Source organism: Nocardia brasiliensis, assembly GCF_011801125.1.
Taxonomy (GTDB): domain Bacteria; phylum Actinomycetota; class Actinomycetes; order Mycobacteriales; family Mycobacteriaceae; genus Nocardia; species Nocardia brasiliensis_C.
Genome location: NZ_CP046171.1, coordinates 2,608,533 through 2,631,459, shown reverse-complemented (window position 1 = coordinate 2,631,459; position 22,927 = coordinate 2,608,533). Strand labels below are relative to the sequence as shown.

The following is a 22,927-nucleotide window of genomic DNA, read 5'->3' as shown; positions in this document are numbered from 1 at the left end:
TCACCCTTCCTCCGCGGTCGCCGGATCGGCGACCGTGCAGATCATCTCGAGCAGTTCCTCGTGCACGCCTGGCGCCGCGGCGAGCACCGAGCCCGAGGTGATGGTCCACGGCTCCCCCGCCAAGTCGGTCACCACGCCGCCCGCGGACCGGATCAGCGCCACCCCCGCGGCGTTGTCCCAGGGGTGATGCCCGAACACGATCGCGCCGCCGAGCACCCCGGAGGCGGTGAACGCCAGGTCGATGCCCGTCGAGCCGTGCATCCGCACCCGGGAGGAGAGCCTGCTCAACGGGCCGAGCAGATCGAACCGGAACTGGCCGGGAATCCGGCCCCGCGCATCGACATTGAACGCGCCGAAGCCGATCATCGCCTCGGCGAGCTTGCCGTGCGGCAGGGGCGGCAACGGCTGTCCGTTCAGCAGCACCGGGCCGCCCGCCTGCGCCGCGTAGCGCTGCCCGAGCAGCGGAAGCCAGGTGAGGCCGAGCACCGGCTCGCCCTCGTGCACCAAGGCCAGCAGCATGCCCGAAAGCGGGTGCCCGGCCGAGTAATTGAAGGTGCCGTCGATCGGATCGAGCACCCAGGCGGTGCCCGAGACCAGGTCGGGACCGCCGAATTCCTCGCCGTGCACCCCGATTCCGGTGCGCTGCTCCAGCTGCGCCGAGATGGTGCGCTCCAGCTCCAGATCGAGCTCGGTGGCGAAGTCGTTGCGCCCCTTGGTCACCGCGCTCGGCGCGCCGACCCCCTCGACGAAGCGCGAGGCGACCGAGTCGAGGATTTCGCGCGCGATACCGAGCAGCGCCGAAAGGTCGGGCAGCGGGGAAGCCTGGCTCATCTCACCGCGGCCAGCGCCTCGGGCAGGGTGAACCGGCCCGCGTAGAGCGCCTTGCCGACGATCGAGCCCTCGACACCATCGGGCACCAGCTCGGCGATCGCGATCAGGTCGTCGATGGTGGACACGCCACCGGAGGCGATGACCGGCGCGTCGGTCGCGGCGCAGACCTCGCGAAGCAGATCCAGGTTCGGACCGGTCAGGGTGCCGTCCTTGGTGACGTCGGTGACCACGTAGCGGGTGCAGCCGTCGCGTTCCAGGCGCTCGAGCACCTCCCACAGATCGCCGCCGTCGCTGACCCAGCCGCGGCCGCGCAGCCGGTGCTCGCCGTCGATGATGCGCACGTCCAGACCGACCGCGATCCGCTCACCGTGCTGGGCGATGGCCTTGGCGCACCAGACCGGATCCTCCAGTGCGGCCGTGCCGAGGTTCACCCGGTGGCAACCGGTGGCCAGCGCCGCGGCCAGCGAATCGTCGTCGCGGATTCCGCCGGACAGCTCCACCTTGACGTCGAGCTCGCCGACGACCTCGGCGAGCAGTTCCCGGTTCGAGCCGCGCCCGAACGCCGCGTCGAGGTCGACCAGATGGACCCACTCCGCGCCCGCCTCTTGCCAGGCCAGCGCCGCCTCACGGGGCGAACCGTAGCTGGTCTCGCTCCCGGCCTCGCCCTGCACGAGGCGCACAGCCTCACCGTTGGCGACATCGACCGCGGGCAGCAGTACAAGACTCACGACAGCGCCTCGCCGAGGCTCGGCTTCGTCACTGTCCGCGACGCCGCGTTGATGGTTGGTTCGCTCCGCTCACTCACTCCAGGCAGCCTAGTCGTTCGGTCTGCGCGCCCCACCTCCGGCCTGCGGGAATAGCCGTGCCGGTCAGCGCGGCGGGTGGTGCCGATCGAGGATGTGGGTGAGCAGCCGGACGAGTTCGGCGCGTTCGGTGGGGGCCAGCCCGGTGAGCAGTTCGTCCTGCGCACCGGCGAGCCGGCGGTCCAGTTCGGCGAGGTGCGCCGCGCCCGCCGCGGTCAACGTGACGATCTTGCGGCGGCGATCGCCCGGGTCCGGGCCGCGTTCCACGAAGCCGCGCGCGACCAGTTCGTTGACCGTGGTGACGATGTCGCTGCGGTCGATCCTGGTGCGCCTGCCGATTTCGGCCTGGCCCGCGGCGCCCGTCTCACCCAGCACCGCGAGCAGCGCGTAGTGGTGCCGCCGCGAGCCGGTACTGGTCAGAGCTCGCTCCGCGGCCCGATTGGCCAGCAGCGCGACTTGATCGAGCAGTCGTGTCGGCATAGCCCCGAGCCTGTCCGGCGCCCCGTCGCGCGCGATCGCCATGACGGCCAATGTAGCCCGTGCCGGCAGCACCCACCACGGGATCGACCGAGCCGAGGCGGGGCACTCGCGTGGATCAGCGTGCGCGCGCATGGCGGGCGCGGTGCGCTACGCCGAGCACCCGGCGCGGCGGCTCTCGGCCCGGTAGTGTCTCGGCTCGGCGCTCACTCCGATCGCCTATTCCGTACTCTCCCTTGGGGTTCCCGTATGTCACGCTCGACTCTTGCCGCCCTGTCCACCCTCTCGGCGGCCTGCTGCCTGGCGGGCATCGCCGCCGCGCCGACCGCCGCGGCCGCCGCACCCGAGCAGGCCAGGCTGGCCGGGTGCGAGTTCGGCCGCATCGCAGGCACATACGACTACGCGGACTTCGGCGCGCACGTGTCGGGCATGCGCGAGGTCACCGTCGGCGACTTCCGGGACCAATTCGAGCAGGCCCAGCCGACGATCCAGGCCGAGCTCGCCGCCAATCACACCAGGGCGGAGGTCAATTCGGTGGACTGCCGCGTCGTCTCCGGCGACGCGAACCAGGCCGACGTGACCCTCACCGTCGTGCAGACCACCACCAGCGACGCCACCGCGGGCCTGCCCAAGACCAACAAGCTCTCGCTGCTGGTCACCGTCGTGAACGTGGACGGCCGGTGGCTGGTCAACCGGGCCGAGACCGACTGACCCCCAGGGCTAAAGCGACAGCACCCAGTTGCGCAGCAGCTGGGCGCCGGCGTCGCCGGACTTCTCGGGGTGGAACTGGGTCGCCGAGAGCGCCCCGTTCTCCACCGCGGCGAGGAACGGCACGCCGTGCTCGGCCCAGGTGAGTTTCGGCTCCGCGAAATGCTGGCCGGGCGGCAGCTCCCAGGTCTGTGCGGCGTAGGAGTGCACGAAGTAGAAGCGGGTGTCGGCGTCCATTCCGGCGAACAGCATGCTGTCGGCGGGCGCGGCGACGGTGTTCCAGCCCATGTGCGGCAGCACGGGTGCGGCCAATCGCTCGACGGTGCCGGGCCATTCGGCGCAGCCCTCGGTCTCCACCCCGAACTCGACCCCGCGCTCGAACAGGATCTGCATGCCGACACAGATGCCGAGCACCGGCCTGCCGCCGGCGAGCCGCTGACCGATCATCCGCTCACCGCGCACCGCGCGCAGCCCCGCCATACAGGCGGCATACGCACCGACCCCGGGCACCACGAGACCATCGGCGGCCAAGGCGATCTCGGGATCGGCCGTCACCTCGACCTTGGCGCCCGCGCGCACCAGCGCCCGCTCGGCGGAGTGCAGGTTCCCGGACCCGTAGTCCAGCAGCGCAACAGATTTCAGGCTCACAGCGTCCCCTTGGTGGACGGCACGCCCTGCACCCGCGGATCGATCTCGACGGCGGCGCGCAGCGCCCGGGCCACCGCCTTGAACTCGGCCTCGGTGACGTGGTGCTGGTCGCGGCCGTAGAGCACGCGGACGTGCAGCGCGATCCGCGCGTTCAACGCGATCGACTCGAAGACGTGCCGGTTCAGCACCGTCGAGTACGGCGCGCCGGGGCCAGATCCCGGAATCACCGCGTGCAGCAGGTGCTCCGGCTCGCCGGTGTGCACGCAGTACGGCCGGCCGGACACGTCGACCGCGGCGTGCGCCAGAGTCTCGTCCATGGGGATGTAGGCGTCACCGAAGCGGCGGATACCGGCCTTGTCCCCCAACGCCTTTCCCAGCGCCTGGCCGAACACGATCGCGGTGTCCTCGACGGTGTGGTGCGCCTCGATCTCGATATCGCCCTCGGCCCGCACGGTCAGATCGAAGCTGGCGTGGGCGCCGAGCGCGGTCAGCATGTGGTCGTAGAACGGGACGCCGGTGGCGATCTCGGTCTTGCCGGTGCCGTCGAGGTCCAGCTCCACCACGATGCTGGATTCCTTGGTGATGCGCTCCACCCGCGCGGTTCGGTTCGTCATTGCTTCCTCCACAGGCGGATTCATCGGGGCGTCAGGTCGGTGTCGACCAGCACGCGGCTGACCTTCAGGAATTCGTCGTTCTCCGCGGCGAGGCCGATCGTGGTGCGCAGGTAGCCGGGGATGCCGACGTCGCGGATCAACACGCCGTGGTCCAGGTAGCGCTGCCAGGTGCGCGGCGCGTCCAGGAACCGCCCGAACAGCAGGAAGTTCGCGTCGCTCGGCACCACGTCGAAGCCCAGCTCGCGCAGTTGCGCCGCGACCCGGTCCCGCTGCGCGGCGAGTTCGGCCACGCTGCCGAGCGTTTCGTCCGCGTGCCGCAACGCGGCTCGCGCGGCGGCCTGGGTGACCACCGACAGGTGGTAGGGCAGCCGCACCAGCAGCATCGCGTCGATCACCGCGGGCGCGGCGATCAGGTAGCCCAGGCGACCGCCCGCGAAGGCGAAGGCCTTGCTCATCGTCCTGGTCACCACCAGCTTGCTGGGGAACCGGTCGATCAGGCCGAGCGCGCTCGGCTGCGCCGAGAACTCGCCGTAGGCCTCGTCGACCACCACGATGCCCGGCGCTGCCTCGATGATCCGCGCCAGCTCCGCCACCGGAATGCTGTGCCCCGTCGGATTGTTCGGGCTGGTCACGAACACCACGTCCGGCGTGCGCTCGGCGATCGCGGCCACCGCGTAGTCGATGTCGAGGGAGAAATCGGCGCTGCGTTTCGCCTCGACCCACTCGGTGTCGATGCCCTCGGAGATGATCGGGTGCATCGAATACGACGGCACGAAACCCAGTGCGCTGCGGCCCGGCCCGCCGAACGCCTGCAACAGCTGCTGCAGGATCTCGTTGGAACCGTTGGCGGCCCAGACGTTGCCACCGGTCACCGCGACACCCGTTTGCCGGGTGAGGTATTCGGCGAGGTCGGCGCGCAGCGCCACCGCGTCCCGGTCCGGGTAGCGGTGCAGGTCCTCGGCGGCGATCCGGATGGATTCGGCGACGTCGTCGATCAGGGCGCGGCTTGGCGGGTGCGGGTTCTCGTTGGTGTTCAACTGCACCGGCACCGTCAATTGCGGTGCGCCGTAGGGCTTCTTGCCGCGCAGACTCTCCCGTAGCGGCAGGTCGTCGAGGCCGATCCCCGACCCGGGCACGGTCGCGGGACGGCTCATGACCGCACCTCGCCGGCGCTCGGCTCCGTCATGCGCGATGCGCGCTGTGTCATGATTCGCTCTCTTCGTTCGCTCATGACAGCGCCTCGAAACGCGCCTGCACGGCCTGACCGTGCGCGGGCAGATCCTCCGCGTTCGCCAGCGCGACCACGTGCCCGGCGACATCCTTCAGCGCCGCCTCGGTGTACTCGACCACGTGGATGCCGCGCAGGAAGGTCTGCACGCTCAAACCCGAAGAGTGCCTTGCGCATCCGGCGGTCGGCAGCACGTGGTTGGACCCGGCGCAGTAGTCGCCGAGGCTCACCGGGGCGTACGCGCCGACGAAAACCGCACCGGCACTGCGCACCCGGCCCGCGACCGCGGCGGCGTCGGCGGTCTGGATCTCCAGGTGCTCGGCCGCATAGGCGTTGACCACCCGCAGACCCTGCTCGACGTCGTCGACGAGCACCGTGCCGGATTGCTTGCCGCGCAACGCCTCGGTGACCCGTTGCGCGTGCTTGACCACGCTCAGCTGCCGGGTCAGCGCGGCATCGACCGCGTCGGCCAGCTCGACGCTGTCGGTGACGAGCACGCTGGCGGCGAGCACGTCGTGCTCGGCCTGGCTGATCAGGTCGGCAGCCACGTGCCCGGGATCCGCGGTGGCGTCGGCCAGGATCGCGATCTCGGTCGGGCCCGCTTCGGCGTCGATGCCGACCAGCCCGCGGCACAGCCGCTTCGCCGCGGTGACGTAGATATTGCCCGGTCCGGTGATCAGGTCGACCGGCTCCAGCTGCGCGCCGTCGGTGTCGACGCCGCCGTAGGACAGCAGCGCCACCCCTTGCGCGCCGCCGACCGCCCACACCTCGTCGACGCCGAGCAGCCGCGCCGCCGCCAGGATCGTGGGGTGCGGCAGCCCGCCGAACTGGGCCTGCGGCGGGGAGGCGACCACGAGCGAGCCGACACCGGCGGTCTGCGCGGGCACCACGTTCATCACCACACTCGACGGGTAGACCGCGTTGCCGCCGGGCACATACAGCCCGACCCGCTCGACCGGCACCCAGCGCTCGGTGACGGTGCCGCCGGGCACCACCTCGGTGGTCTTGTCGGTGCGGCGCTGATCGGCGTGCACCTTCCTGGCCCTGGCGATGGATTCCGCCAGCGCCGCGCGCACCGCGGGATCGAGCTCGGCCAGCGCCTTCTCCAGCTCGGCCGCGGGCACCCGCACCGTGGCGGGGATCACCCCGTCGAACTTCTCGCTGAACTCCTGCGCCGCCGCGACCCCGTTGTCCCGGATCGCCTCGACCACCGGCCGCACATGATGCAGCACCGAGTCCACGTCGACTCCCCCGCGCGGCAGCGCGGCGCGCAGCTCGGCAACGGAGGGAGTGCGACCGCGCAGATCGACGCGGGCGAGCTCGATGCGGGTTGTCATGTGGTGGCGATCCTTGTCTTCAGCTGATCCGCAACAGGAAAGTTGCAGCTACCAGCCTAATGGGCGCACGCCACCCGTTATCCCCCCGGTCCGCTCAGCCGCGCGGCGCGATACCGCGCCGGCGTCTCGGCGCAGCTCACCGGTAGCGACCGTGCGCCGGGCGCACGTCCGGTCAGCCGGCGGTGGGGAATCGGGTGTCGCTGTCGATCATGAGCTTGCCGCCGCGGTCGACGACGCGCAGGATCAGCGGCTTGCTCTGGCCGTCGACGACGAGGCTGGCCAGTTTGATGTCCAGGGCGCCGTCGGACTTGTTGGCACCTTCCCTGGCGATGCTGGCGAAGGTGTCGATGGTGTGCGTGTCCCAATACTGGCGATACTGCGACTCGCTGCCGTAAACCTTCTGTGCTGCCGGGGTGAGCAGCGACCAAGAGGAACCCGCATTGTTGTAGAACTGCACCACCAGCTGGGCGGCGGCTCCCTCGTTCACCGTGCCCTCGCTCGGCGTCTGCCCCACCGGACCGGACGGCGTCGACGTCCCCGGGCGACCGGAGGACACGCTCGACGTCGGCGGGTTCGCCTGCACCGCAGGCTGGTTCGCGTCCTCACGGGACATCGCGGCGATGCTCACCGCCACCGCGGCGATGATTCCGCCGATCAGCGCGCCGACCAGCACGGCCTTGCGCTTGCTGCCGGACTTGCGCGGCACCGGTCGCGGCTGGGTCGCGGTGCGCGGGTGCGCCGCGGTGTTGTGCTGCGCCGGACGCGGCGCGGGCCGCGGCCTGGCCTGCCGGTCGGGCAGGTGCTGGCGCTCCGGCGGAAGTTGGCGCTCGGTCGGGTTGTGCGTGGCGCCCGCGGCCGCCGACGGACGCAGCGCGCGCGTCGCCGACTCCGGCGCGCCGTTGCGGCGCCGCGCGAAAGCCTCACTGGCTGGGACGAATCCGGCGGCCACCGGCGCGGGGCCGGAGTCGGCGAAGGCGGCGAGGTGGTCGAGCGCCGCGCGCATGGTCGGCCGCTCCTGCGGGTCCGGGCTGAGCAGGTCGAGCAGGAAATCCGTTGCCGGACCGGCGTTTCGCGGTTCACTGACCTGACCGTTCGCGGCGGCGTAGAGCACCGCGAGCGGGTTGGCGTTCGCGCCGTAGGGCGGCTCGCCCTCCAGCGCGTGGAAAAGCGTTGCCCCCAAGGCGAACACGTCCGAGGCGGGGGTCGGATCGGCGCCGCGCGCCATCTCCGGCGCGAGGTAGGCGGCGGTACCGCAGATCAGGCCGGTCTCGGTGAGCGTGACATCGCCCGCGGCCCGCGAGATGCCGAAGTCGGTGATCTTCACGGTGCCGTGATCGTCGAGCAAGATGTTGCCCGGCTTGACGTCCCGGTGCACGATGCCCGCCTGGTGCGCGGCGATCAACGCCGAGGCGACCTGCTCGCCGATGCGCGCGACATGGGTCAGCGGCAGCGGGCCCTGGGTGGAGAGCACCGCGGCCAGGCTGTTGGATTTCAGGTACTCCATCACCAGGCAGGGGTCGCCCTGATGCTCGGTGATGTCGAACACGACGATCGCATTGGGATGCTGGAAGCGGGCGGCGTTGCGGGCCTCCCGGATCGCACGTTGGCGCACCACATCACGCTCGGCCTCGGGCAGGCTCGGCTTGATATGGATCTGCTTGACGGCCACCGAGCGTTGCAGGCGCTCATCGATGGCACGCCAAACCACGCCTGTGCCGCCGCTACCAATCCGCTCGACCAGGCGGTAGTGCTCCGCGATCAACTGACCGGTATCGATGGCGCCTACTCCGAACCTTCTCGAAATCGTGACATCCCGCATATTGCTTACAGACGCGGTCCGGGGACGAGTGTAGCTGGCCACCGAACTTCCGCGCTCCTCAGCATGGGCGAATTGTGCGCGCGTAGCGCGGCGCCGGATCTACCGCACGGCGCGCAGCATCCGACCCGCCGCGTCGACCGCGGGACCAGAACTGTTGGCGTCGTTGACGAACACGGCAAACGCCAGGTCATCGGCGATCCCGACGAACCAGCCGTGCGCGTGCTTGTCGTCGATGAACTCCGCGGTGCCGGTCTTGCCGAGCAGTCCGGGAATATCCCGCAGCTGCGTGGCTGTGCCCGCGGTCACGGTCTCCCGCATCATCGCCTTGACCTGCTCGGCGACCGCGGCGGGCAACGGTGCGGGCGTCTTGTCCGCGGTGGCGGGCTTGCCCTTGACGATCGCGGGCGCCGGCGTCGAACCGTGCGCGATCGACGCGGCGACCAATGCCATGCCGAACGGGGTCGCGGTGACTTTTCCTTGGCCGATGGCGGATTCGACCCGCAGGGCCGGGGTGTCGGCGGGCGGCACCTTGCCGGTGACGGTGGTCAAACCCGGTGTGACGTAGTCGATGCCGAGGCCGAGCTGGGCCGCGGCGTTGGTCAGCGCGTCGGCGGGCAGCCGCACCGCGAGCGCGCCCATCGTGGTGTTGCACGAACGCGCGAACGCGGTGTGCAGCGGCACCGACCCGAGGTCGAAGTTGTTGTCGTTGGGGATGCGCCTGCCCTCGATGGTCGCCACACCGGGGCACGGCAGCACCGTGTCCGGGGTCACCGCGCCCGCCTCCAGCGCGGCCGAGACGGTCACCGTCTTGAAGGTCGAGCCGGGCGGATACAGACCGGTGAGTGCGATCGGGCCCTGCTCGTCGGCGGCCTCGTTCTGCGCGACCGCGACGACATTGCCGGTGGAGGGCTGCAGGGCGACGATCGCGGCGGGCTGGGTGATCGGCGCCAGCGCCGCCTCGGCCGCCTGCTGCAGGTCGATGTTCAGGGTGGTGGCGATATCGGTGGTCGGCTTCGCCTCTTGACCGGCGACCCGCTCGGTGCCGTCCGCGGTTTGCGCGCGCACCGCCCAGCCCGCGTTCTCCTCGGCGCTCTGCTGCCACAGCTCGGTGAGTCCGGACAGCACTGGCGAGGACAGCGCCTTGTCCGTGGTGAGCAGCCTGGTCTGCGGCGCGAGCGTAACGCCCGGTAACGCGGCGAGCTGCGCCTGGATCGGCGCGATGTCGGCGTCGCGCAGACTGATCGCGGTGATCGGTTTGCCCTGCGCCGCAGCGAGTTCCGACTGCAGCGAGGCGGCCGTGATACCGGGCGAGATCGGTCCGAGCAGCCCGGCCAGCGCGCCGGTGTCCGCGCCGGGGCTCACGTTCACCAGCGTGACCACCTGCTGGGTCATCAGATCGCCCCCGCTGGCATCGAGCACCCGGGCCGGCTGCGGGTAGACCGGGCTGTAGGTCAGCGGCCCGGCCGCGAGGCCGGGCGCGACCGTGTCCGGATTCCAGGCGATCTTCCAGCCGTCGCCGCGATCGTTCGCGGTGCCGGTGGTGGTGTAGGTCCACTCGGACTTGCCGTCCTTGCCGAGCTTCCAGGTCGCGGCCAAGGTGAAGGAGCCCTTGTCGATCGAACGGACATCGAAGCGCACCTCCTTGCCCAGGCCGTCGTAGAGCTTGCCGAGGGCGTCGGTGGCCTTCGCGGGATCGTCGGTCAGGTTGGCCGCCGCGGCGACATCGTCGCGGTTCAGCGCGTCGGCGAACTGGCCGGCGACCGTGTCGGGCTGGTCCGGTCCGGACGAGCAGGCCGCGAGCACGAGCGCGGGTGCGGCGAACAGGGCGAGGCACTTGCGGTGGTTACGCACCCCGCCGACTGTAACCTCAGGTAGTTCCGGAGGGCAGCTGCGACGCCCCGTTCAGCGCTGCTGCCATTTCCCCTCGGCCAGCACCGCGGCATCGGCTTCGGTGAGGTCGATGTCGAACAGTTCGGCCAGAATCTTCGGCACCTCGGACACCTCGATCTCCCTGGTCTCGCTGCTGCCGTCCGGGCGGGTGGTGACCACGGTGGTGCCGTCGATCATGTGGTCGGCGTCGGGCAGGAAGCGGTGCGCGTACGGCCGGGTGGTGAACGGCGAACGCGGCGAGGTGGATACGAAATGGTTGCCGACCGCGAAGTCGATCCGGTACTGCGGTGTGGTCGCGAAGGTGTAGCGGTCGATCCAGCCGTCCGCGCCGAACTGATGCAGCACCCACCGATCGCTGTCCAGCTCGCCGAGGGTGTGCTCGAGCCGGAAACGCCACGCGCCCGCCTTGAATTCACCGGTCTCGGTGGACAATTCGTAGGGCTCCAGCGGACCTGACCCGAACCCTACATCGACCAGCCAGACCCGGTCGTCATCGGCCGTCGTCACCCGCAGCAGCGCGTGCGTGGCCGGGCGCAGGCCCTGCTCCGCACCCATCGTCACCCGGCCGTTGAAGCCGATCACGCCATAGCCGAGCCGTTCCAGCACCGCGGCGAACAAGGTGACGTGCTCGTAGCAGTAACCGCCACGCCGCTGCCGAATCAGCTTGTTCTGCAAGGACTCCAGATCGAGCAGGATCGGCCGCCCGAGAATGATCTCCAGGTTCTCGAAGGGAATGGTGGTGGTGTGCAACCGCACCAACTCCCGCAGCGTTCGCACTGTCGGCGCGAGCTCCCCGTCGAACCCGATCCGCGCCAGATACCCGTCGAGGTCCAGCTCGGCGTTGTTCCAGTGGTAGGCCGGGTCGTTCGGCTTGGTCATCGCACCCTCACCTCGTCGTCGATCTGACCACGTCAACCCGCCCGATCGCGATCATGTTCCCGCCACCGACACGATCGCCGATCGACGACTCCCCCGCGGCAGGCCGAGGCACTCGGATCAGCTCGCCGGGGCCAGGGCGCGCCACATCTTCCTGACGCGGGGGCGAGGTTGCGGGGCCGCGTACTCGATGCGGCGGCGCGCTTCGTTGGTGGTGATCCGCAGTAGATCGGTCAGTAGCTCGGCGGTGTCGCGATAGCCGGTGCCGGCGGCGAGGCCACGCCGTTCGGCTTCGGCGACGGCCGCACGCATCGCGGCGTCCAGTCGCCGCCTGCGACGTTCGGTTTCGACGAGGGTACGCAGCAGGTCGACATCGGCCAGGTCCGGCCATCCCGGTACATCCGGCGCGAGCGCGGTCGAAGGTGTTTTCACGCGAGTCAGACTACCGCACAATAGAACGTATGTTCGATCTTTCGCGGCTCTGGTGCGCCTAATTGTCAGCAGGCCGAGCCGGTGTACGACCCAACCCGGCGGCAACGCGGGCCGGCGCTCCGCCTACGCCGTTGAAGCGACGCGATCAAACCGCGGTCTCGGTGCTCGGCACGTCGGCGTCGGGGACGAAGGAGATGAGCCCGATGCCCTGGTAGGAGGCCATGAGCTGTCGGTATCGGCGGCGGTTGCGGACCAGGGGCGTGTCGGTGGCCCAGGTCGGCAGGTACCGGTAGGCGAGGCGGATCAGCGTTGTGAGCAAGGCGAATTCGAGGTCGTGGCGGCGGGTCCAGCGCATCGGCAATACGGCCCGGACACCCGGACGCATGATGCCGTACCCCAGTATCTCCGCGACGTGCCCGGCGACCGGCCGGGCCAGCCGCCACAGCGGGTCGGTCACACCGGGCAGAAACGGCGGCCGCGGCGCGCGACGCACGGTCCGACATGCATCGGCGAGAGTCGCTGTGGGCTGCAGCTTTTGTGCGACGACGCGATCGTAATAGCCGCACAGCTCCGCATATTCCTCGACCAGTCGCGATCGTCCCGGCAACTGGAGGTCGTCGAGTCGGGTGCGGAAGTGCTCCCAGAGCGCCTGATTGTCTGTGGCACTGAGCTTTCCACCGCCAATGGCCACGAACGCACCGCGATACATGAAGAAGGTGCTGATCAGGATCCAGTTCCAACTCTCGGGATGCAGCGCGCTGTAACGGACCCCGTCGGCGCCGACGCCTTTGACATCGCGATGCAGCAGCTTGAGCCGTGCCATCTCAGCCCGGCGATCGGCCTCGTCGCCATGGAACACGATCTGATCCGACGCGGCGGTGCGCAGCGCCCGCCCCCAAGGGGCATAACGGATCCGGCCGGTGCCCACCAGCGCGGCCGAGACTTCCGGCAGCATCGTCTGATCGAACAGCGCGGCGGCGAACAGGCCGACGAACACCGACCCGGCGACCTCCTCGAAGCGCTGGACCACACCATCGGTGACCGTGTTCGCAGCCGACCGCGCCACGGTGGGTGTCCGCGCGTTTCCCACGGGATGTACAGGGCAGGTCATGGCCGACTCCTTTGCCACTAGCCGTGCCGTGCGATACCAGTGCGGCACCGCACGCCGCCATTTGGTGCCATGAGGCACCAAATATTGTGGTGCTAGAGTGCACCACAATTGGGGCTGCGGTCAAGACCCACGGCAAGAGGGGCACGGCATGGCGACGACACGGGATTACGGCGGCATCAGCGCGGCGGAACGCCGGTCGCGGCGCCGCGCCGCACTCCTGGACGCCGCGCTGGATCTGATCGCCGAGGGCGGCCCGGCCACGGTCACCAAGCGCGCGGTGTGCGCGCGGGCCCATCTCAACGACCGCTACTTCTACGAGCATTTCGCCGACCGCGACACCCTGCTCGAGGCCGTTGCGCAGGAACAGACCGCCGACGGCATCGCGGCCGTGGTCGGGGCCGTGCTGGCCACCGAACCGCAACTGCGCGCACAGGTCCACGCCGCGGCCGAAGCCGCATTGGACTTCCTCACGGCCGACCCGCGGCGCAAGGCGCTGCTGCTGGGCTCCCACACCACCGAGGCCGTCAATCGCGCCCGGTTGACCACCCAGCGCACCATCGCCGACGCCATGGCCGCCATGACTCGAGAACTGTTGCCCGACAACGCCGTACTGCCGGTCGATACCGACATGGCCGCCTACACCATTGTCAGCGGCACGCTCGAACTAGTCGCCGCATGGATCCGTGGCGAATTCACCGCCACCCGCGAATACCTCACTACCGTCATCGCGGGCATGCTGCTCACACCCGTCGAGCTCGCCGGACGCAGCCAGGGCGGGGCATCGGAGATCGACCGCACCTGATCGACAGGGCTCGCGAGATCGCTTGCAGGCCAGGGGTTGTGCCCATCCGGTGCGCGAACCAGCGCGGCGAGTCCCGCCTGCCACTTCTCCGGCGGCCAGTCGCCGAGGTGCTCGACCAGGTCGCTACGCACTGCGGCGAGTAGCGCGTGGGCGAGGTAATCCACCGTGCCGTCGTCGCGATCCTCGGCACCAAGCACGACTAGGCGGCATCTGGATCTTCGCCGGATTCGGGGCCGCGAGCATTGTCGACGGCGCGTCGTTGTCCGCGCGTATGCAATTCTCGATACACCGCCGATATCCGCCGACTTATACCGTCGACTCACTGAACCTCCTGTGTCACAGGTGATCTCGATAGTCAGGAGCAATCGATGAAACTGCGTGAACTCGGCGTGACGGCACTGCTGGTCCTCGGCGTCTCCGGCCTGGCAGGCCCCGCCCAGGCCGACCCCGCCGAAGAGGCCACCGGATGGGCCCGCTGCCCCGACGGGTACTTCTGCCTCTTCAGCGCCGCCGAGGGAGGCGGGCGAATCGCGTACTTCCGCCTCGGCTCCACCGATCTGCGTCTACAGAACATCGACGGCCAGGCCTATGCGCTGTGGAACCGCACCGGCAAATACTGGCACGGGTTCACCGACTACAACTATCGCGGCGGCGTCATCTTCCTGACCACTCCGGGCCAGCAGAGCAATGTGCCCGCCGATGTCGCCAAGCAGGTGCACTCGGTGCGCGCGGCCTGACCCGAATTCCACGAGGCGCGAACACATTCGACGTCAGCCGGGCCGCGACGATGCAGCACAACGACGCGGCTCCGTAGACGGACGACAGCCCGCCCAGCGAAAGTCGCTGGGCGGGCTGACACTCATGACGGGCGGCTGCGCCACTCGTGGTTAGAACCAGCGGTGTGCCCGCGCCGGGTCGGGCACACCGTTGTTCCGGTCGTCAGTCGAGGAATGTCGCGATCAATGGGATGGTAGTGGTGGGGCAGTCCTCGTGGACCGTGTGACCGCAGCCGGGTAGGACGACCGCTTCGGCGTGGGGTATGCGGGCGGCCAGGCGGGTGGCCTGGGAAGACGGCAGCCACTGGTCGTCGCCGCCCCAGAGCACCAGTGTCGGTGCGGTCACCTCGGACAGTGCGGCGTCGGTCAGGCGGTAGTCGAGATTTCGCCACAGGGCCAGGAAGCCGTCGCGGTTGGCGGGACGCGAGAACGGCGGGTAGAACTCGTCGATCAGTTCGTCGGTGACGAGATCCTGGTGGTTGAACGTGCCACGGATGCTGTCCGCGTAGAACGAGCGGGTGGTGAGTTTCGTGGTCAGTTCACCGAGCACCGGTGCTTTGAATACCGGTGTGATGGGCGCCTTTTCGGCGTCCAGGCCGGGCGAGTCCAGTAGCACGAGCCGGTCGACCCGTTGCGGATGCTGTTCGGCGAAATACAGACTCCAGGCACCTCCCCACGAATGGCCGACCAATGCCGCGCGGTCGAGTCCGACGGCATCGAGGAATGTCGCGATGGCGTTCGACATGGCGGGCAGGTCGTAGGCGAAATCGGCGGTGCGCAGTTCGGTGTAGCCCTGGCTGGGCAGGTCGACCGCGTAAACGGTGTGCTCGCGCGCCAACTCCGGCAGCACCTCGCGCCAGGAGTAGCCCCACAGACCACCACCGGCGATCAATACGACCGGCGAACCGCTGCCCGACACCGTGTAGTGGAAACGCGCGAGATCCGTGTCGACATAACGGGAGTCGACCCGGCTCAGATAGCGGGACGGCAGCTCCACGCCCGGCGGCTCCCACGCGTAAGCAACCGAAACGCTCGCCCCGAACAGCACGGCCAGAACGGCGGCAAGCCCAATGGCAATCCGGCGAAACCTCATTCGCATGTCGTCCTCCAAGGGTGTGTAAACCTGTTTGCTCCTAGGACGAGACAGCGGCTGGCGACGTGACGGCGAGTGAGCTACTTCACCAATAGGCATGTCGGCGCGCCCGAACACTATCGAGCGTTCGATTCCCTATCGTCCGATGCTTCGGGAATCGGCTCCCAGCTCCGACGCACGACGGGACACGCGGCAGACAGGTGGGCTGGGCCCAGTTGGTCGATGCGGTATCCGTCCGGGTAGGTGCGGCGCCAGTTGAAGTCGAACAGGCCGACCGGCTTGGGCGGGATCGGCCACCCGCGCCGCCCCGCCCCGCGGATGCGCAGTATCGCGGTGACGGCGGCTCGGGTCATCGCGCCGGCCTCCGGCAGGGCCAACGCGCGACGGATATGGCCGGGGGTGAGCGCGTCGACCGCGGCGCGCGCCAGTCGTAATGGGACATACGGCAACAGATCTCGGGCAAGACGGTCACGATTGGCCAGGGCGACCCGCTGCCCGCCGTCGCTAGGGCCGACGAAACGCGCCTCATAGTCGTCGAGGAAGTCGGCCATCTCCTGATACGAGCGCGGAATGTTCCCAATCGCCATGTGCTCACCGATTCGCCGGTAGTAGACGTACAGCGCGGTGCGCTCGATATCCGACAGCGGCCGCCAGCCATAGGTATCGATGAAGCGCGCGGTGACCACGACGAATGTCGCCAGCACATAGCGGAAGTCGTCCTGGCGGATCGAGTACGGGGCGTGCGCGCGGTTGATGCGGCGCACGGCACGCTTTCCCCGCTCGGATTCGATGCCGTTGGCCAGGATCTCGGTCAGCAGCAGCGCGGTGTCATCGGACCGCTTTTCCGGCCGGTTCACGAACTCACCAGTGCTGCCCAGCAATTCACCGATGGTCGGGATGGCGAAGGTGTGGATCTGCGCCAGCTCCGTGCCGACCGCGATCTCGAACGGGAACTCGTATCGGCAGTCCAATCGGTAGATCAGTTCGTGGTCCCGCTCGGGCGTCAGGCCCTCGAAGATGCGTACCGGGTCGTATCGGCCCACTCCGTCTCCTCTCGTGCCCGCGGGGTCTCATCCCACGCGAGCCGCAATAAACTACGACATCTGTTCAATAAATTACGATATAGTATGACATCTGTTCAAGTAGTTGGCAGATGGAAGGAGCGCGATGCCCGACACACGCGTGGCCGGGGATTCCTCACGGCAGCAACCTGATTCGGCGCACGCTCGACCGGACGGTCGCCGCGCGCGTGGCGAGCGCCGCCGCCGCGACCTCGTGGACGCGGCGCTACGGGTGGCCGCCCGCGACGGCGTCACCGCGATCACCCACCGCGCGGTGGCCGCAGAAGCCGGTGTCGCCGCGACGGCAGGCACCTATTACTTCCCCACCGTGGACGACCTGCTGGCAGCCGTGATCACCGCCGGAATGGAACGGTTCACCACCGAGCTGACCCAACGACTCGAACAAGCCGCCACAGTGGCGGCGTTCGCCGAATACCTGGCCCACACCCTGCACCACGACAGGCTGCGGTTGATCACCGAATACGAGCTGTACCTGCTCGCGGCCCGCCGCCCCGAACTACGCCCGGCGCTCGCCCCCTGGACCGAGTCGATGCGAACCATCCTCGCCCGATGGACCACCGACCCCGTCGCCGTGTCCGCCACACTCGCCGCCCTCGACGGCCTGTTCCTCCAGGCCGTCACCGCCACCCCCCTGCCCACGGACGTCGTCGAAGCCGTCCTGCGCGGCACCCTCGCCATCACCGACCCCAACCAACGCAGTCGTTGAGAGGACGCCCTCGGCCTGCCTTGCGGTTCTGGCCGGTCAGCCGTTCGAGGGCTATCGGATTCCGCGCCGCCACGGCAGCCGACCAGTCCTTCGACGACGCGAAACGCTGACCACACACCGCGGGGGCGTCAAGCCTCGGATCGACACGGTCGGTTGCTCTTTCGCTCCATCGCGCCCGTCAATCCGCGTGACGGAACGACAGTGGGGTGCGTTCGCTACCTCCGGTCAACCGTGGCGCGGTCGACGGCTCCATCAGTGGCGAACTCCGCAGTGGCGCTTCGCCCATCTGCTACTCGCGCTGACCGGCTTCACCCCGCTGCTCGGCCTCGACGTCATCGATGCCGACGCCGTGTCGGCCGCGATCGACTATTACCTGGACAGGCTCTTCGACAGCACATCGCAACGGCCCAGCCGGTGAGGTGGGGACCACCGATGCCGGTCACCACAAGGACCCACTGACCGGATGGGGCATCTCCGACGCGCTGATCCACGGCGAGTTGCTTGCCGACAGTCTGCACGCGGGCCTGTCCGGCTCCCGGCCCCTCGACGAGGCACTGCGTGAATACGAGCGACTCCGCGACGAACACAGCATCGACACCTTCGAACGCACCTGCGCGCTCGCCCAGATGAAGCCCGCACCCCTCCAGTCGGCCGCGATCAAGGCGGCCGGGCGCAGCGTGCTGGGAGGGAACCAATACCTCACCCTCTGCGGCGGCGGCATGAAGAGCACCGAATTCTTCTCCCGGGCCAACCTGCGGACCCTCTACGACGCGGCAGGAACCCCCGCCACCGAGCGCCTGTTCCCCACCGAATCCCGCTGAGCGGACTCCGCGCACCGGAGCCGGACACCGCTGACCACCTGCGGGAGTGAAGTTTACGGGGGTGGGTGGCCGGGGGCGTACTGCTGCTCGATCCAGCGGCAGATCGCTGCTACGACGTAGGTGCGCTCGGCGGAATCGAGTTCGTGGCCGGCGGGGATGGCATGCCAGCGGGCGAGGCAGGTGCGGCAGCAGGTTGCGGTGGCGTGCTGGGCGACGAAGACGGGATGGCCGCGGTAGGGCGTCTGTTTGCCGTCGTTGGGCGGGTCGGCCGGGGCGAGTCTGCGGGCGATCAGGTCCTCGGCGTGTTTGCGCACGGTCGCGATGCCGCGCAGGTCGACGACCGCGCGGTCCCGGCCGCGGAGCCGGAACTTCGCACGGAATCGGTGTTGTCCGATCCGGTGTAACCGGTCGTCGAGTTCGTCCGTCATCGATGCACGATCGTTCCCGGTGCTGCGGCCGAGTGGTTGCCGTCGACGATCCGACGCGCCGCCGTTGCCCGCCACGCGCTGGGCGACCGCGCCGCACAGGTGTGCGGTCCGAACCCGACCGGCGTCGCTCTGCTGCCCACGAATCGGACGCTACCAGCGGGGTCCGACACCAACTGGCCGCGCGAAAGGCAACCGACTCAGCACAGGTTCACGCGGCGCACTTGGCGTTCGGCGGGGCGGCCGGGGCGGTGACGATGTCGTGCGCGACGTCGATCACGTAGTCACGGTCGGGGCCGTCGACCGGTTCGGTGCCGAGCAACAGGCGTTCGACCACGCAGCCGCCCTCGAAGAAGGCCGGGCCCACACTGTGGTCGCCGGGGACCACAGCGCCGTTCAGGTCCCGGCCCGTGACGACGGTGTACATCGAGGCGGGTTTGCCCGCGGCGAGCAGCCCGGCCCGCATCTCCAGCGAGGTCGCGTATGGCACCACATCGTCGCCGGTGCCGTGGATCAGGAAGGTGCGCCGCACATCCAGGCGACCGGCCAGCAGCGCGGGCGAACGCTCCGCGTATGCCTGCGGACAGGCCAGCGGCGTGCAGCCGCCCGCGTCGCGCTCGATCTGTCCCGGTAGCGCGGGATCGACCGCTCCCCCGGCCAGCCACATCGTGAAATCGTCCGCGGGACCGTAATTGTCGACCCAGTAGTCGAACAGGCCGCGCGGCCCGTGCATCGCCGCGAGACCGCTCATGATGCCGCCCTGACTCCAGCCCCACAGCACGGTGCGCTCGATGGTGGGGTGTTCGCTGCGATACCACTGGGTCGCCGCCACGATGTCGCGCTGTCCCGCCCACAGATTCCACTCGCCGGTCCGCCACAGGCTCTGCGCCGACCGCAGATCCATCGAGAGCACCGGGGTCGCGGTACGCCGCGAGATAGAGGTCAGATACCCGGCGAAATCGGCCGACGACCCATCGTGACCGTGCACCGCGACAACGAGTTTCGTCGGCGCGGCCGCGCCGCACCCGGACGGCTCGTATACCCGCCCGGTCGCTTCCTCCCCGTCCACGGCCAAGGCCACCGCCCGCACCCCCACCCGCGCAACGCATTCGGGCTCCGCCGCCGCCACCGGCGCGCCCACCATCAGCGCACCCCACAGCACCCCCACCGCCACCAGTACATTCGCGCGCGTCATCCCCGAATGATGGCACGGCGTCTGTCACCGGCAAACGTTAGGCTTTCGCCTATGCGTTCGATTGATGTGGCCGAGCGGCGAGCTCGGTTGGCGGTGCGGCATCGGCTGGCGACGGCGAGCCGGTCGAATCAGGTTGCCGAGATCGCCCGCTCGGTAGTCGCCCTGCACGCGACCGACCCGGCGACGGTGTTCCTGTCGGTGGGGGCGCGCAGCAATACGCTCACCCCCGCGCACGTCGAACAGGCGCTCTATGACGACCGGACGCTGCTGCGCCTGCTTGCGATGCGCCGCACCATGTTCGTCGCCCCGGTCGAGTTGCTGCCGGTGCTGCAGGCCTCGTGCGCGGATGCGCTGGCACACAAGCAACGCCGCACCTACGGCAAGTATCTGGAAGTGGCCGGTGTCGTCGACGGCGCGGTGGGGCCGTGGCTCGCCGAGGTGGAAGCCGAAACACACGCGGCGCTGCTGGCCCGCGGCGCGGCCACCGGCGCACAGCTCAGCAAGGACGTGCCCCGGCTGCGCACCCAGGTGAACACCGCACCGGAGAAGGCGTATTCGAAGCCGACCAACATCACCACCTGGGTGCTGGTGACCCTCGGTTGCGAGGGCCGCATCGTGCGCGGCCGCCCGAACGGCGGCTGGACCAGCAGCCAGTACACCTGGTCACCGATCGAATCCTGGTTGCCCGAGGGCGTCGCGGCGCTCTCGGCCGAGCAGGCGCGCACCGAGCTGCTCCGGCAGTGGCTGCGCGCTTTCGGTCCCGCGCCGCTCACCGACCTCAAGTGGTGGACGGGCTGGGGCGTGGGCGAGGTGCGCAAGGCACTCACCGATCTCGACACCGTCGAGGTCGACATCGACGGCGGCACCGGCCTGTTGCTCGCCGACGACGTGGAACCCGTTGCGGCACCGGCACCGTGGGTCGCGCTGCTGCCCGCCCTCGATCCGACGCCGATGGGCTGGCAGTCCAGGCAGTGGTATCTCGGCCCGCACGGGCCGTCGCTGTTCGACCGCAACGGCAATATCGGCCCGACGATCTGGTGCGACGGCCGCATCGTCGGCGGCTGGGCGCAGCGCAAGGACGGCGAAATCGTCTGGCGGCTACTGGAAGACGTCGGCTCGGACGCCGTGGCGATGATCGAGGCCGAGGCCGAACGCACCAGCGCGTGGTTCGGTACGGTCCGCGCCATTCCCCGGTTCCGGACCCCGCTGGAGCGGGAACTGACGGCCTAGCAGGCGGCGCGGCTCAGCCCGCGCAGATCGCGCCGGGCGGTGCGGGCGGCGCGGTGTCGACGCCCGCCAGCACATCGGTGGTGTATTCCAGGGCGGCGCGGTCCATCGGCTCACGATCGGTGAGGATCCGTTCCACCACACACGCGCCCTCGAACCAGACCGGTCCGATCCAGTGCGTCCCGGGTAGGACCACCCCGTCCGGACCGCGGCCGGTGACGATCGTATACATCGAATAGGGTCGGCCCGCCGCCACCAGTGCGGCCTTCAGATCGAGCGAATGCTGGTACGGGACAATCGGATCGGCGGTGCCGTGCACTAGGAAGCTGCGCCGCGCGCTCAGCTGCGCGGCGAGCGCCGTGGTGGAGCGATCGCGGTACGCCTGCGGGCATTGCGTGGGCGAACAGTCCCCCGCGTCCCGCTCGATCTGAGTCAGCTGCGGCAGCCCGAGCGTGTTGCCCACATTCCAATAGTCGACGGCGTTCGACGGCCCCGCGGTGTTCACCCAGTAGTCGAACAGCCCGCGCGGCCCGTGTGCCAAGGCCAGACCGCTGGTCATGCCGCCTTGGCTCCAGCCCCACAGCACGGTGCGCGCGACCGACCGATGCGCCTGCTTGTATTGCTCGGCGGCGGCCACCACGTCGTGCCAGCCTGCCCACGGGTTCCACTCCCCGGTCTTCCATCGGCTCTGCGCCCCGCGCTGGTCCAGCGTGAGCAGGGTCGCGCCGCCGCGCCGCGCGATCGCCGCCATCACATCGGGATAGTCGCCCGACTTCTCGTTGAAGCCGTGCACCGCGACGATCAGCTGCCGCGCGGGCCGGTCGCCGGGTTCGCAGTAATAGGGCTCATAGACCCAGCCGCTCGCCTGCTCCCCGTCGACCGCGATCGTGATCGCTTGGCGCGCAACGTTGTCCGCGGCGCAGCCCGGTGCCGCGACCGCGGGCGCTCCACCGGACCACAGCGCGGCCAGCGCCGAAACGATCGATAACGCCACCGACCCCGCCGACTTCATGCGCGGAGCGTGCCACAGACGGAAACGGACGCGCGGTGGAACCAGGTACCGATCGGGTCGAGACAACACGCCCTTAGATCGGCGAACGAGATCGTTCCGCTACATGTCGAGCCCGAGGTCGAGCACCCGCACCGAGTGGGTGAGCGCGCCGACGGCCAGGTAGTCGACGCCGGTGCGGGCATAGTCCGCGGCCACGTCGAGGGCGAGCCCGCCGGAGGACTCGAGCTTCGTCCCCGGCGCGACGGCATTGCGGCGCTGGACGGCCGCCTGGGTCTGCCAGAGCGGGAAGTTGTCGAGCAGCACCAGTTCCACGTTCTCGGCGAGCACCGCGTCGAGTTGGTCGAGGCTGTCGACCTCGACCTCGCAGGCGATGTCGGGGGCGAGGGCGCGCACAGCGCGCAGGGCCTCGACCACCGAGCCCGCCGCGACGACGTGGTTGTCCTTGATGAGTGCGGCGTCGCCGAGTCCCATGCGGTGGTTGACGCCGCCGCCGACGCGGACCGCGTATTTCTGCAGGGCGCGCAGGCCGGGCAGGGTTTTGCGGCTGTCACGGATCTGGCAGGTGGTGCCGGTGACGGCGTCGACCCAGGCGCTGGTGGTGGTCGCGATGCCGGAGAGGTGGCAGACCAGGTTGAGCATGGTGCGTTCGGCGGTGAGCAGGCCGCGGGTGGGGGCGAGGATGGTGAGCACGGATTGTCCCGGAGTGAGCCGGGTTCCGTCGGTGCAGCGGCCGGTGATCTCGTAGTTGCCCGCGCCGAGGACTTCGTCGAGCACCAGCAGCCCGATGTCGAGGCCGGCGAGGGTGCCGGGTTGACGTGCCACCACCGACGCCTTGACGACCGCGTCGGCGGGAACGGTTGCGGCGGTGGTGATGTCGGGCCCGTAGCGCAGGTCCTCGTCTAGCGCGGTCCGGATGAGGGTGAGTAGCTCATCGCGGTCCAACGCGGTATCCAGTGCCATCAGCGCACTCCTCTGGTCATGTCGATCGCTGGTGCGGGTGGCGCGTGTGCCACC

The 22,927-nt window shown here is 69.5% G+C and carries 25 protein-coding genes; 7 read left to right on the top strand and 18 right to left on the bottom strand.

Annotation, left to right across the window (positions count from 1 at the left end; translation table 11 throughout):
• From F5X71_RS11930 to F5X71_RS11920, 3 genes are all read right to left on the bottom strand, one after another.
• Entirely contained in the window at positions 1-831 is an 831-nt protein-coding gene (locus F5X71_RS11930) for an inositol monophosphatase family protein (protein ID WP_167461998.1), read from the bottom strand.
• Positions 828-1,559, bottom strand: a complete 732-nt coding sequence (priA, locus tag F5X71_RS11925) for a bifunctional 1-(5-phosphoribosyl)-5-((5-phosphoribosylamino)methylideneamino)imidazole-4-carboxamide isomerase/phosphoribosylanthranilate isomerase PriA (protein ID WP_167461997.1) — start codon at positions 1,557-1,559, stop codon at positions 828-830. The genes F5X71_RS11930 and priA overlap by 4 nt, the downstream gene beginning before the upstream one ends.
• Positions 1,560-1,700: 141 nt before the next feature.
• Positions 1,701-2,156: a MarR family winged helix-turn-helix transcriptional regulator gene (locus F5X71_RS11920; protein WP_167461996.1), complete on the bottom strand. Its 456-nt coding sequence runs from the start codon at positions 2,154-2,156 to the stop codon at positions 1,701-1,703.
• A 204-nt stretch (positions 2,157-2,360) separates the two neighbouring features.
• On the opposite strand from F5X71_RS11920, the gene F5X71_RS11915 reads away from it, so the two are divergent.
• On the top strand, positions 2,361-2,822 hold the full coding sequence (locus F5X71_RS11915; protein ID WP_167461995.1) for a hypothetical protein: 462 nt from the start codon (positions 2,361-2,363) through the stop codon (positions 2,820-2,822).
• Positions 2,823-2,831: 9 nt separating this feature from the next.
• Here F5X71_RS11915 and hisH read toward each other — a convergent pair whose 3' ends face one another.
• From hisH to F5X71_RS11870, 9 genes are all read right to left on the bottom strand, one after another.
• Positions 2,832-3,467 carry an imidazole glycerol phosphate synthase subunit HisH gene (hisH, locus tag F5X71_RS11910; protein ID WP_167461994.1) on the bottom strand — a complete coding sequence of 212 codons (636 nt, stop codon included), beginning with the start codon at positions 3,465-3,467 and terminating at the stop codon, positions 2,832-2,834.
• Positions 3,464-4,081 carry an imidazoleglycerol-phosphate dehydratase HisB gene (gene hisB / locus F5X71_RS11905; protein ID WP_167461993.1) on the bottom strand — a complete coding sequence of 206 codons (618 nt, stop codon included), beginning with the start codon at positions 4,079-4,081 and terminating at the stop codon, positions 3,464-3,466. Before hisB ends, hisH begins: the two co-directional genes overlap by 4 nt.
• Positions 4,082-4,101: 20 nt before the next feature.
• Positions 4,102-5,235 (bottom strand): histidinol-phosphate transaminase, encoded by a 1,134-nt coding sequence (locus tag F5X71_RS11900; RefSeq protein WP_167461992.1) that lies wholly within the window; start codon positions 5,233-5,235, stop codon positions 4,102-4,104.
• A 73-nt stretch (positions 5,236-5,308) separates the two neighbouring features.
• Positions 5,309-6,646 carry a histidinol dehydrogenase gene (hisD, locus tag F5X71_RS11895; RefSeq protein ID WP_167461991.1) on the bottom strand — a complete coding sequence of 446 codons (1,338 nt, stop codon included), beginning with the start codon at positions 6,644-6,646 and terminating at the stop codon, positions 5,309-5,311.
• A 172-nt stretch (positions 6,647-6,818) separates the two neighbouring features.
• Positions 6,819-8,465: a serine/threonine-protein kinase gene (locus F5X71_RS11890; RefSeq protein WP_167461990.1), complete on the bottom strand. Its 1,647-nt coding sequence runs from the start codon at positions 8,463-8,465 to the stop codon at positions 6,819-6,821.
• Between the two features lie 99 nt (positions 8,466-8,564).
• Positions 8,565-10,316 carry a penicillin-binding transpeptidase domain-containing protein gene (locus tag F5X71_RS11885; protein ID WP_167461989.1) on the bottom strand — a complete coding sequence of 584 codons (1,752 nt, stop codon included), beginning with the start codon at positions 10,314-10,316 and terminating at the stop codon, positions 8,565-8,567.
• A gap of 51 nt (positions 10,317-10,367) precedes the next feature.
• Entirely contained in the window at positions 10,368-11,234 is an 867-nt protein-coding gene (locus tag F5X71_RS11880) for an arylamine N-acetyltransferase family protein (protein WP_167461988.1), read from the bottom strand.
• A gap of 117 nt (positions 11,235-11,351) precedes the next feature.
• Complete coding sequence (locus F5X71_RS11875; protein ID WP_238815852.1) at positions 11,352-11,663, bottom strand: DUF222 domain-containing protein; 312 nt, start codon at positions 11,661-11,663, stop codon at positions 11,352-11,354.
• A gap of 145 nt (positions 11,664-11,808) precedes the next feature.
• Positions 11,809-12,660, bottom strand: a complete 852-nt coding sequence (locus F5X71_RS11870) for an oxygenase MpaB family protein (protein WP_238815851.1) — start codon at positions 12,658-12,660, stop codon at positions 11,809-11,811.
• Between the two features lie 262 nt (positions 12,661-12,922).
• On the opposite strand from F5X71_RS11870, the gene F5X71_RS11865 reads away from it, so the two are divergent.
• Both F5X71_RS11865 and F5X71_RS11860 read left to right on the top strand, forming a co-directional pair.
• Entirely contained in the window at positions 12,923-13,576 is a 654-nt protein-coding gene (locus tag F5X71_RS11865) for a TetR/AcrR family transcriptional regulator (protein ID WP_167461985.1), read from the top strand.
• 368 nt (positions 13,577-13,944) lie between these two features.
• Positions 13,945-14,313: a peptidase inhibitor family I36 protein gene (locus F5X71_RS11860; RefSeq protein ID WP_167461984.1), complete on the top strand. Its 369-nt coding sequence runs from the start codon at positions 13,945-13,947 to the stop codon at positions 14,311-14,313.
• Between the two features lie 202 nt (positions 14,314-14,515).
• On the opposite strand, the gene F5X71_RS11855 is transcribed toward F5X71_RS11860, so the two are convergent.
• Both F5X71_RS11855 and F5X71_RS11850 read right to left on the bottom strand, forming a co-directional pair.
• Entirely contained in the window at positions 14,516-15,451 is a 936-nt protein-coding gene (locus F5X71_RS11855) for an alpha/beta fold hydrolase (RefSeq protein ID WP_167461983.1), read from the bottom strand.
• 110 nt (positions 15,452-15,561) lie between these two features.
• Positions 15,562-16,488: an oxygenase MpaB family protein gene (locus F5X71_RS11850; RefSeq protein WP_167461982.1), complete on the bottom strand. Its 927-nt coding sequence runs from the start codon at positions 16,486-16,488 to the stop codon at positions 15,562-15,564.
• A gap of 124 nt (positions 16,489-16,612) precedes the next feature.
• Here F5X71_RS11850 and F5X71_RS11845 point away from each other — a divergent pair, with 124 nt between their 5' ends.
• The 3 genes from F5X71_RS11845 to F5X71_RS11835 all read left to right on the top strand — a co-directional run bounded on the left by F5X71_RS11845 (position 16,613) and on the right by F5X71_RS11835 (position 18,054).
• The gene (locus tag F5X71_RS11845; RefSeq protein WP_167461981.1) at positions 16,613-17,233 is read left to right on the top strand and encodes a TetR/AcrR family transcriptional regulator; all 621 of its coding nucleotides are present in this window, start codon (positions 16,613-16,615) and stop codon (positions 17,231-17,233) included.
• Between the two features lie 187 nt (positions 17,234-17,420).
• Entirely contained in the window at positions 17,421-17,651 is a 231-nt protein-coding gene (locus F5X71_RS11840; RefSeq protein ID WP_167460069.1) for a hypothetical protein, read from the top strand.
• A gap of 1 nt (position 17,652) precedes the next feature.
• Positions 17,653-18,054 carry an NAD(P)/FAD-dependent oxidoreductase gene (locus F5X71_RS11835; protein WP_167461980.1) on the top strand — a complete coding sequence of 134 codons (402 nt, stop codon included), beginning with the start codon at positions 17,653-17,655 and terminating at the stop codon, positions 18,052-18,054.
• 53 nt (positions 18,055-18,107) lie between these two features.
• On the opposite strand, the gene F5X71_RS11830 is transcribed toward F5X71_RS11835, so the two are convergent.
• Together F5X71_RS11830 and F5X71_RS11825 are read right to left on the bottom strand one after the other, a co-directional pair.
• A complete protein-coding gene (locus tag F5X71_RS11830) occupies positions 18,108-18,482 on the bottom strand; it encodes a DUF4186 domain-containing protein (RefSeq protein WP_167461979.1) in 375 nt (124 codons plus the stop codon).
• A gap of 208 nt (positions 18,483-18,690) precedes the next feature.
• The gene (locus F5X71_RS11825; protein WP_238815850.1) at positions 18,691-19,674 is read right to left on the bottom strand and encodes an alpha/beta hydrolase family protein; all 984 of its coding nucleotides are present in this window, start codon (positions 19,672-19,674) and stop codon (positions 18,691-18,693) included.
• A 51-nt stretch (positions 19,675-19,725) separates the two neighbouring features.
• On the opposite strand from F5X71_RS11825, the gene F5X71_RS11820 reads away from it, so the two are divergent.
• Positions 19,726-20,904, top strand: coding sequence for a winged helix DNA-binding domain-containing protein (locus F5X71_RS11820; protein WP_167461978.1), 1,179 nt, complete (start codon positions 19,726-19,728; stop codon positions 20,902-20,904).
• A 13-nt stretch (positions 20,905-20,917) separates the two neighbouring features.
• On the opposite strand, the gene F5X71_RS11815 is transcribed toward F5X71_RS11820, so the two are convergent.
• Both F5X71_RS11815 and nadC read right to left on the bottom strand, forming a co-directional pair.
• The gene (locus tag F5X71_RS11815; RefSeq protein WP_167461977.1) at positions 20,918-21,913 is read right to left on the bottom strand and encodes an alpha/beta hydrolase family protein; all 996 of its coding nucleotides are present in this window, start codon (positions 21,911-21,913) and stop codon (positions 20,918-20,920) included.
• Positions 21,914-22,012: 99 nt separating this feature from the next.
• Positions 22,013-22,873: a carboxylating nicotinate-nucleotide diphosphorylase gene (gene nadC / locus F5X71_RS11810; RefSeq protein WP_167461976.1), complete on the bottom strand. Its 861-nt coding sequence runs from the start codon at positions 22,871-22,873 to the stop codon at positions 22,013-22,015.
• Positions 22,874-22,927 lie beyond the last annotated feature (54 nt).

What these genes read in the sequence shown, in the direction of transcription:
- hisB (WP_167461993.1), bottom strand. Translation starts at nt 4,081, where the DNA reads ATGACGAACCGAACCGCGCGGGTGGAGCGCATCACCAAGGAATCCAGC.
- F5X71_RS11855 (WP_167461983.1), bottom strand. Translation starts at nt 15,451, where the DNA reads ATGCGAATGAGGTTTCGCCGGATTGCCATTGGGCTTGCCGCCGTTCTG.
- F5X71_RS11880 (WP_167461988.1), bottom strand. Translation starts at nt 11,234, where the DNA reads ATGACCAAGCCGAACGACCCGGCCTACCACTGGAACAACGCCGAGCTG.
- nadC (WP_167461976.1), bottom strand. Translation starts at nt 22,873, where the DNA reads ATGGCACTGGATACCGCGTTGGACCGCGATGAGCTACTCACCCTCATC.
- F5X71_RS11860 (WP_167461984.1), top strand. Translation starts at nt 13,945, where the DNA reads ATGAAACTGCGTGAACTCGGCGTGACGGCACTGCTGGTCCTCGGCGTC.
- F5X71_RS11890 (WP_167461990.1), bottom strand. Translation starts at nt 8,465, where the DNA reads ATGCGGGATGTCACGATTTCGAGAAGGTTCGGAGTAGGCGCCATCGAT.
- F5X71_RS11815 (WP_167461977.1), bottom strand. Translation starts at nt 21,913, where the DNA reads ATGAAGTCGGCGGGGTCGGTGGCGTTATCGATCGTTTCGGCGCTGGCC.
- F5X71_RS11915 (WP_167461995.1), top strand. Translation starts at nt 2,361, where the DNA reads ATGTCACGCTCGACTCTTGCCGCCCTGTCCACCCTCTCGGCGGCCTGC.
- hisD (WP_167461991.1), bottom strand. Translation starts at nt 6,646, where the DNA reads ATGACAACCCGCATCGAGCTCGCCCGCGTCGATCTGCGCGGTCGCACT.
- F5X71_RS11825 (WP_238815850.1), bottom strand. Translation starts at nt 19,674, where the DNA reads ATGACGCGCGCGAATGTACTGGTGGCGGTGGGGGTGCTGTGGGGTGCG.
- F5X71_RS11920 (WP_167461996.1), bottom strand. Translation starts at nt 2,156, where the DNA reads ATGGCGATCGCGCGCGACGGGGCGCCGGACAGGCTCGGGGCTATGCCG.
- F5X71_RS11930 (WP_167461998.1), bottom strand. Translation starts at nt 831, where the DNA reads ATGAGCCAGGCTTCCCCGCTGCCCGACCTTTCGGCGCTGCTCGGTATC.
- F5X71_RS11830 (WP_167461979.1), bottom strand. Translation starts at nt 18,482, where the DNA reads ATGACGGACGAACTCGACGACCGGTTACACCGGATCGGACAACACCGA.
- F5X71_RS11900 (WP_167461992.1), bottom strand. Translation starts at nt 5,235, where the DNA reads ATGAGCCGTCCCGCGACCGTGCCCGGGTCGGGGATCGGCCTCGACGAC.
- F5X71_RS11845 (WP_167461981.1), top strand. Translation starts at nt 16,613, where the DNA reads ATGCCCGACACACGCGTGGCCGGGGATTCCTCACGGCAGCAACCTGAT.
- F5X71_RS11865 (WP_167461985.1), top strand. Translation starts at nt 12,923, where the DNA reads ATGGCGACGACACGGGATTACGGCGGCATCAGCGCGGCGGAACGCCGG.
- F5X71_RS11820 (WP_167461978.1), top strand. Translation starts at nt 19,726, where the DNA reads ATGCGTTCGATTGATGTGGCCGAGCGGCGAGCTCGGTTGGCGGTGCGG.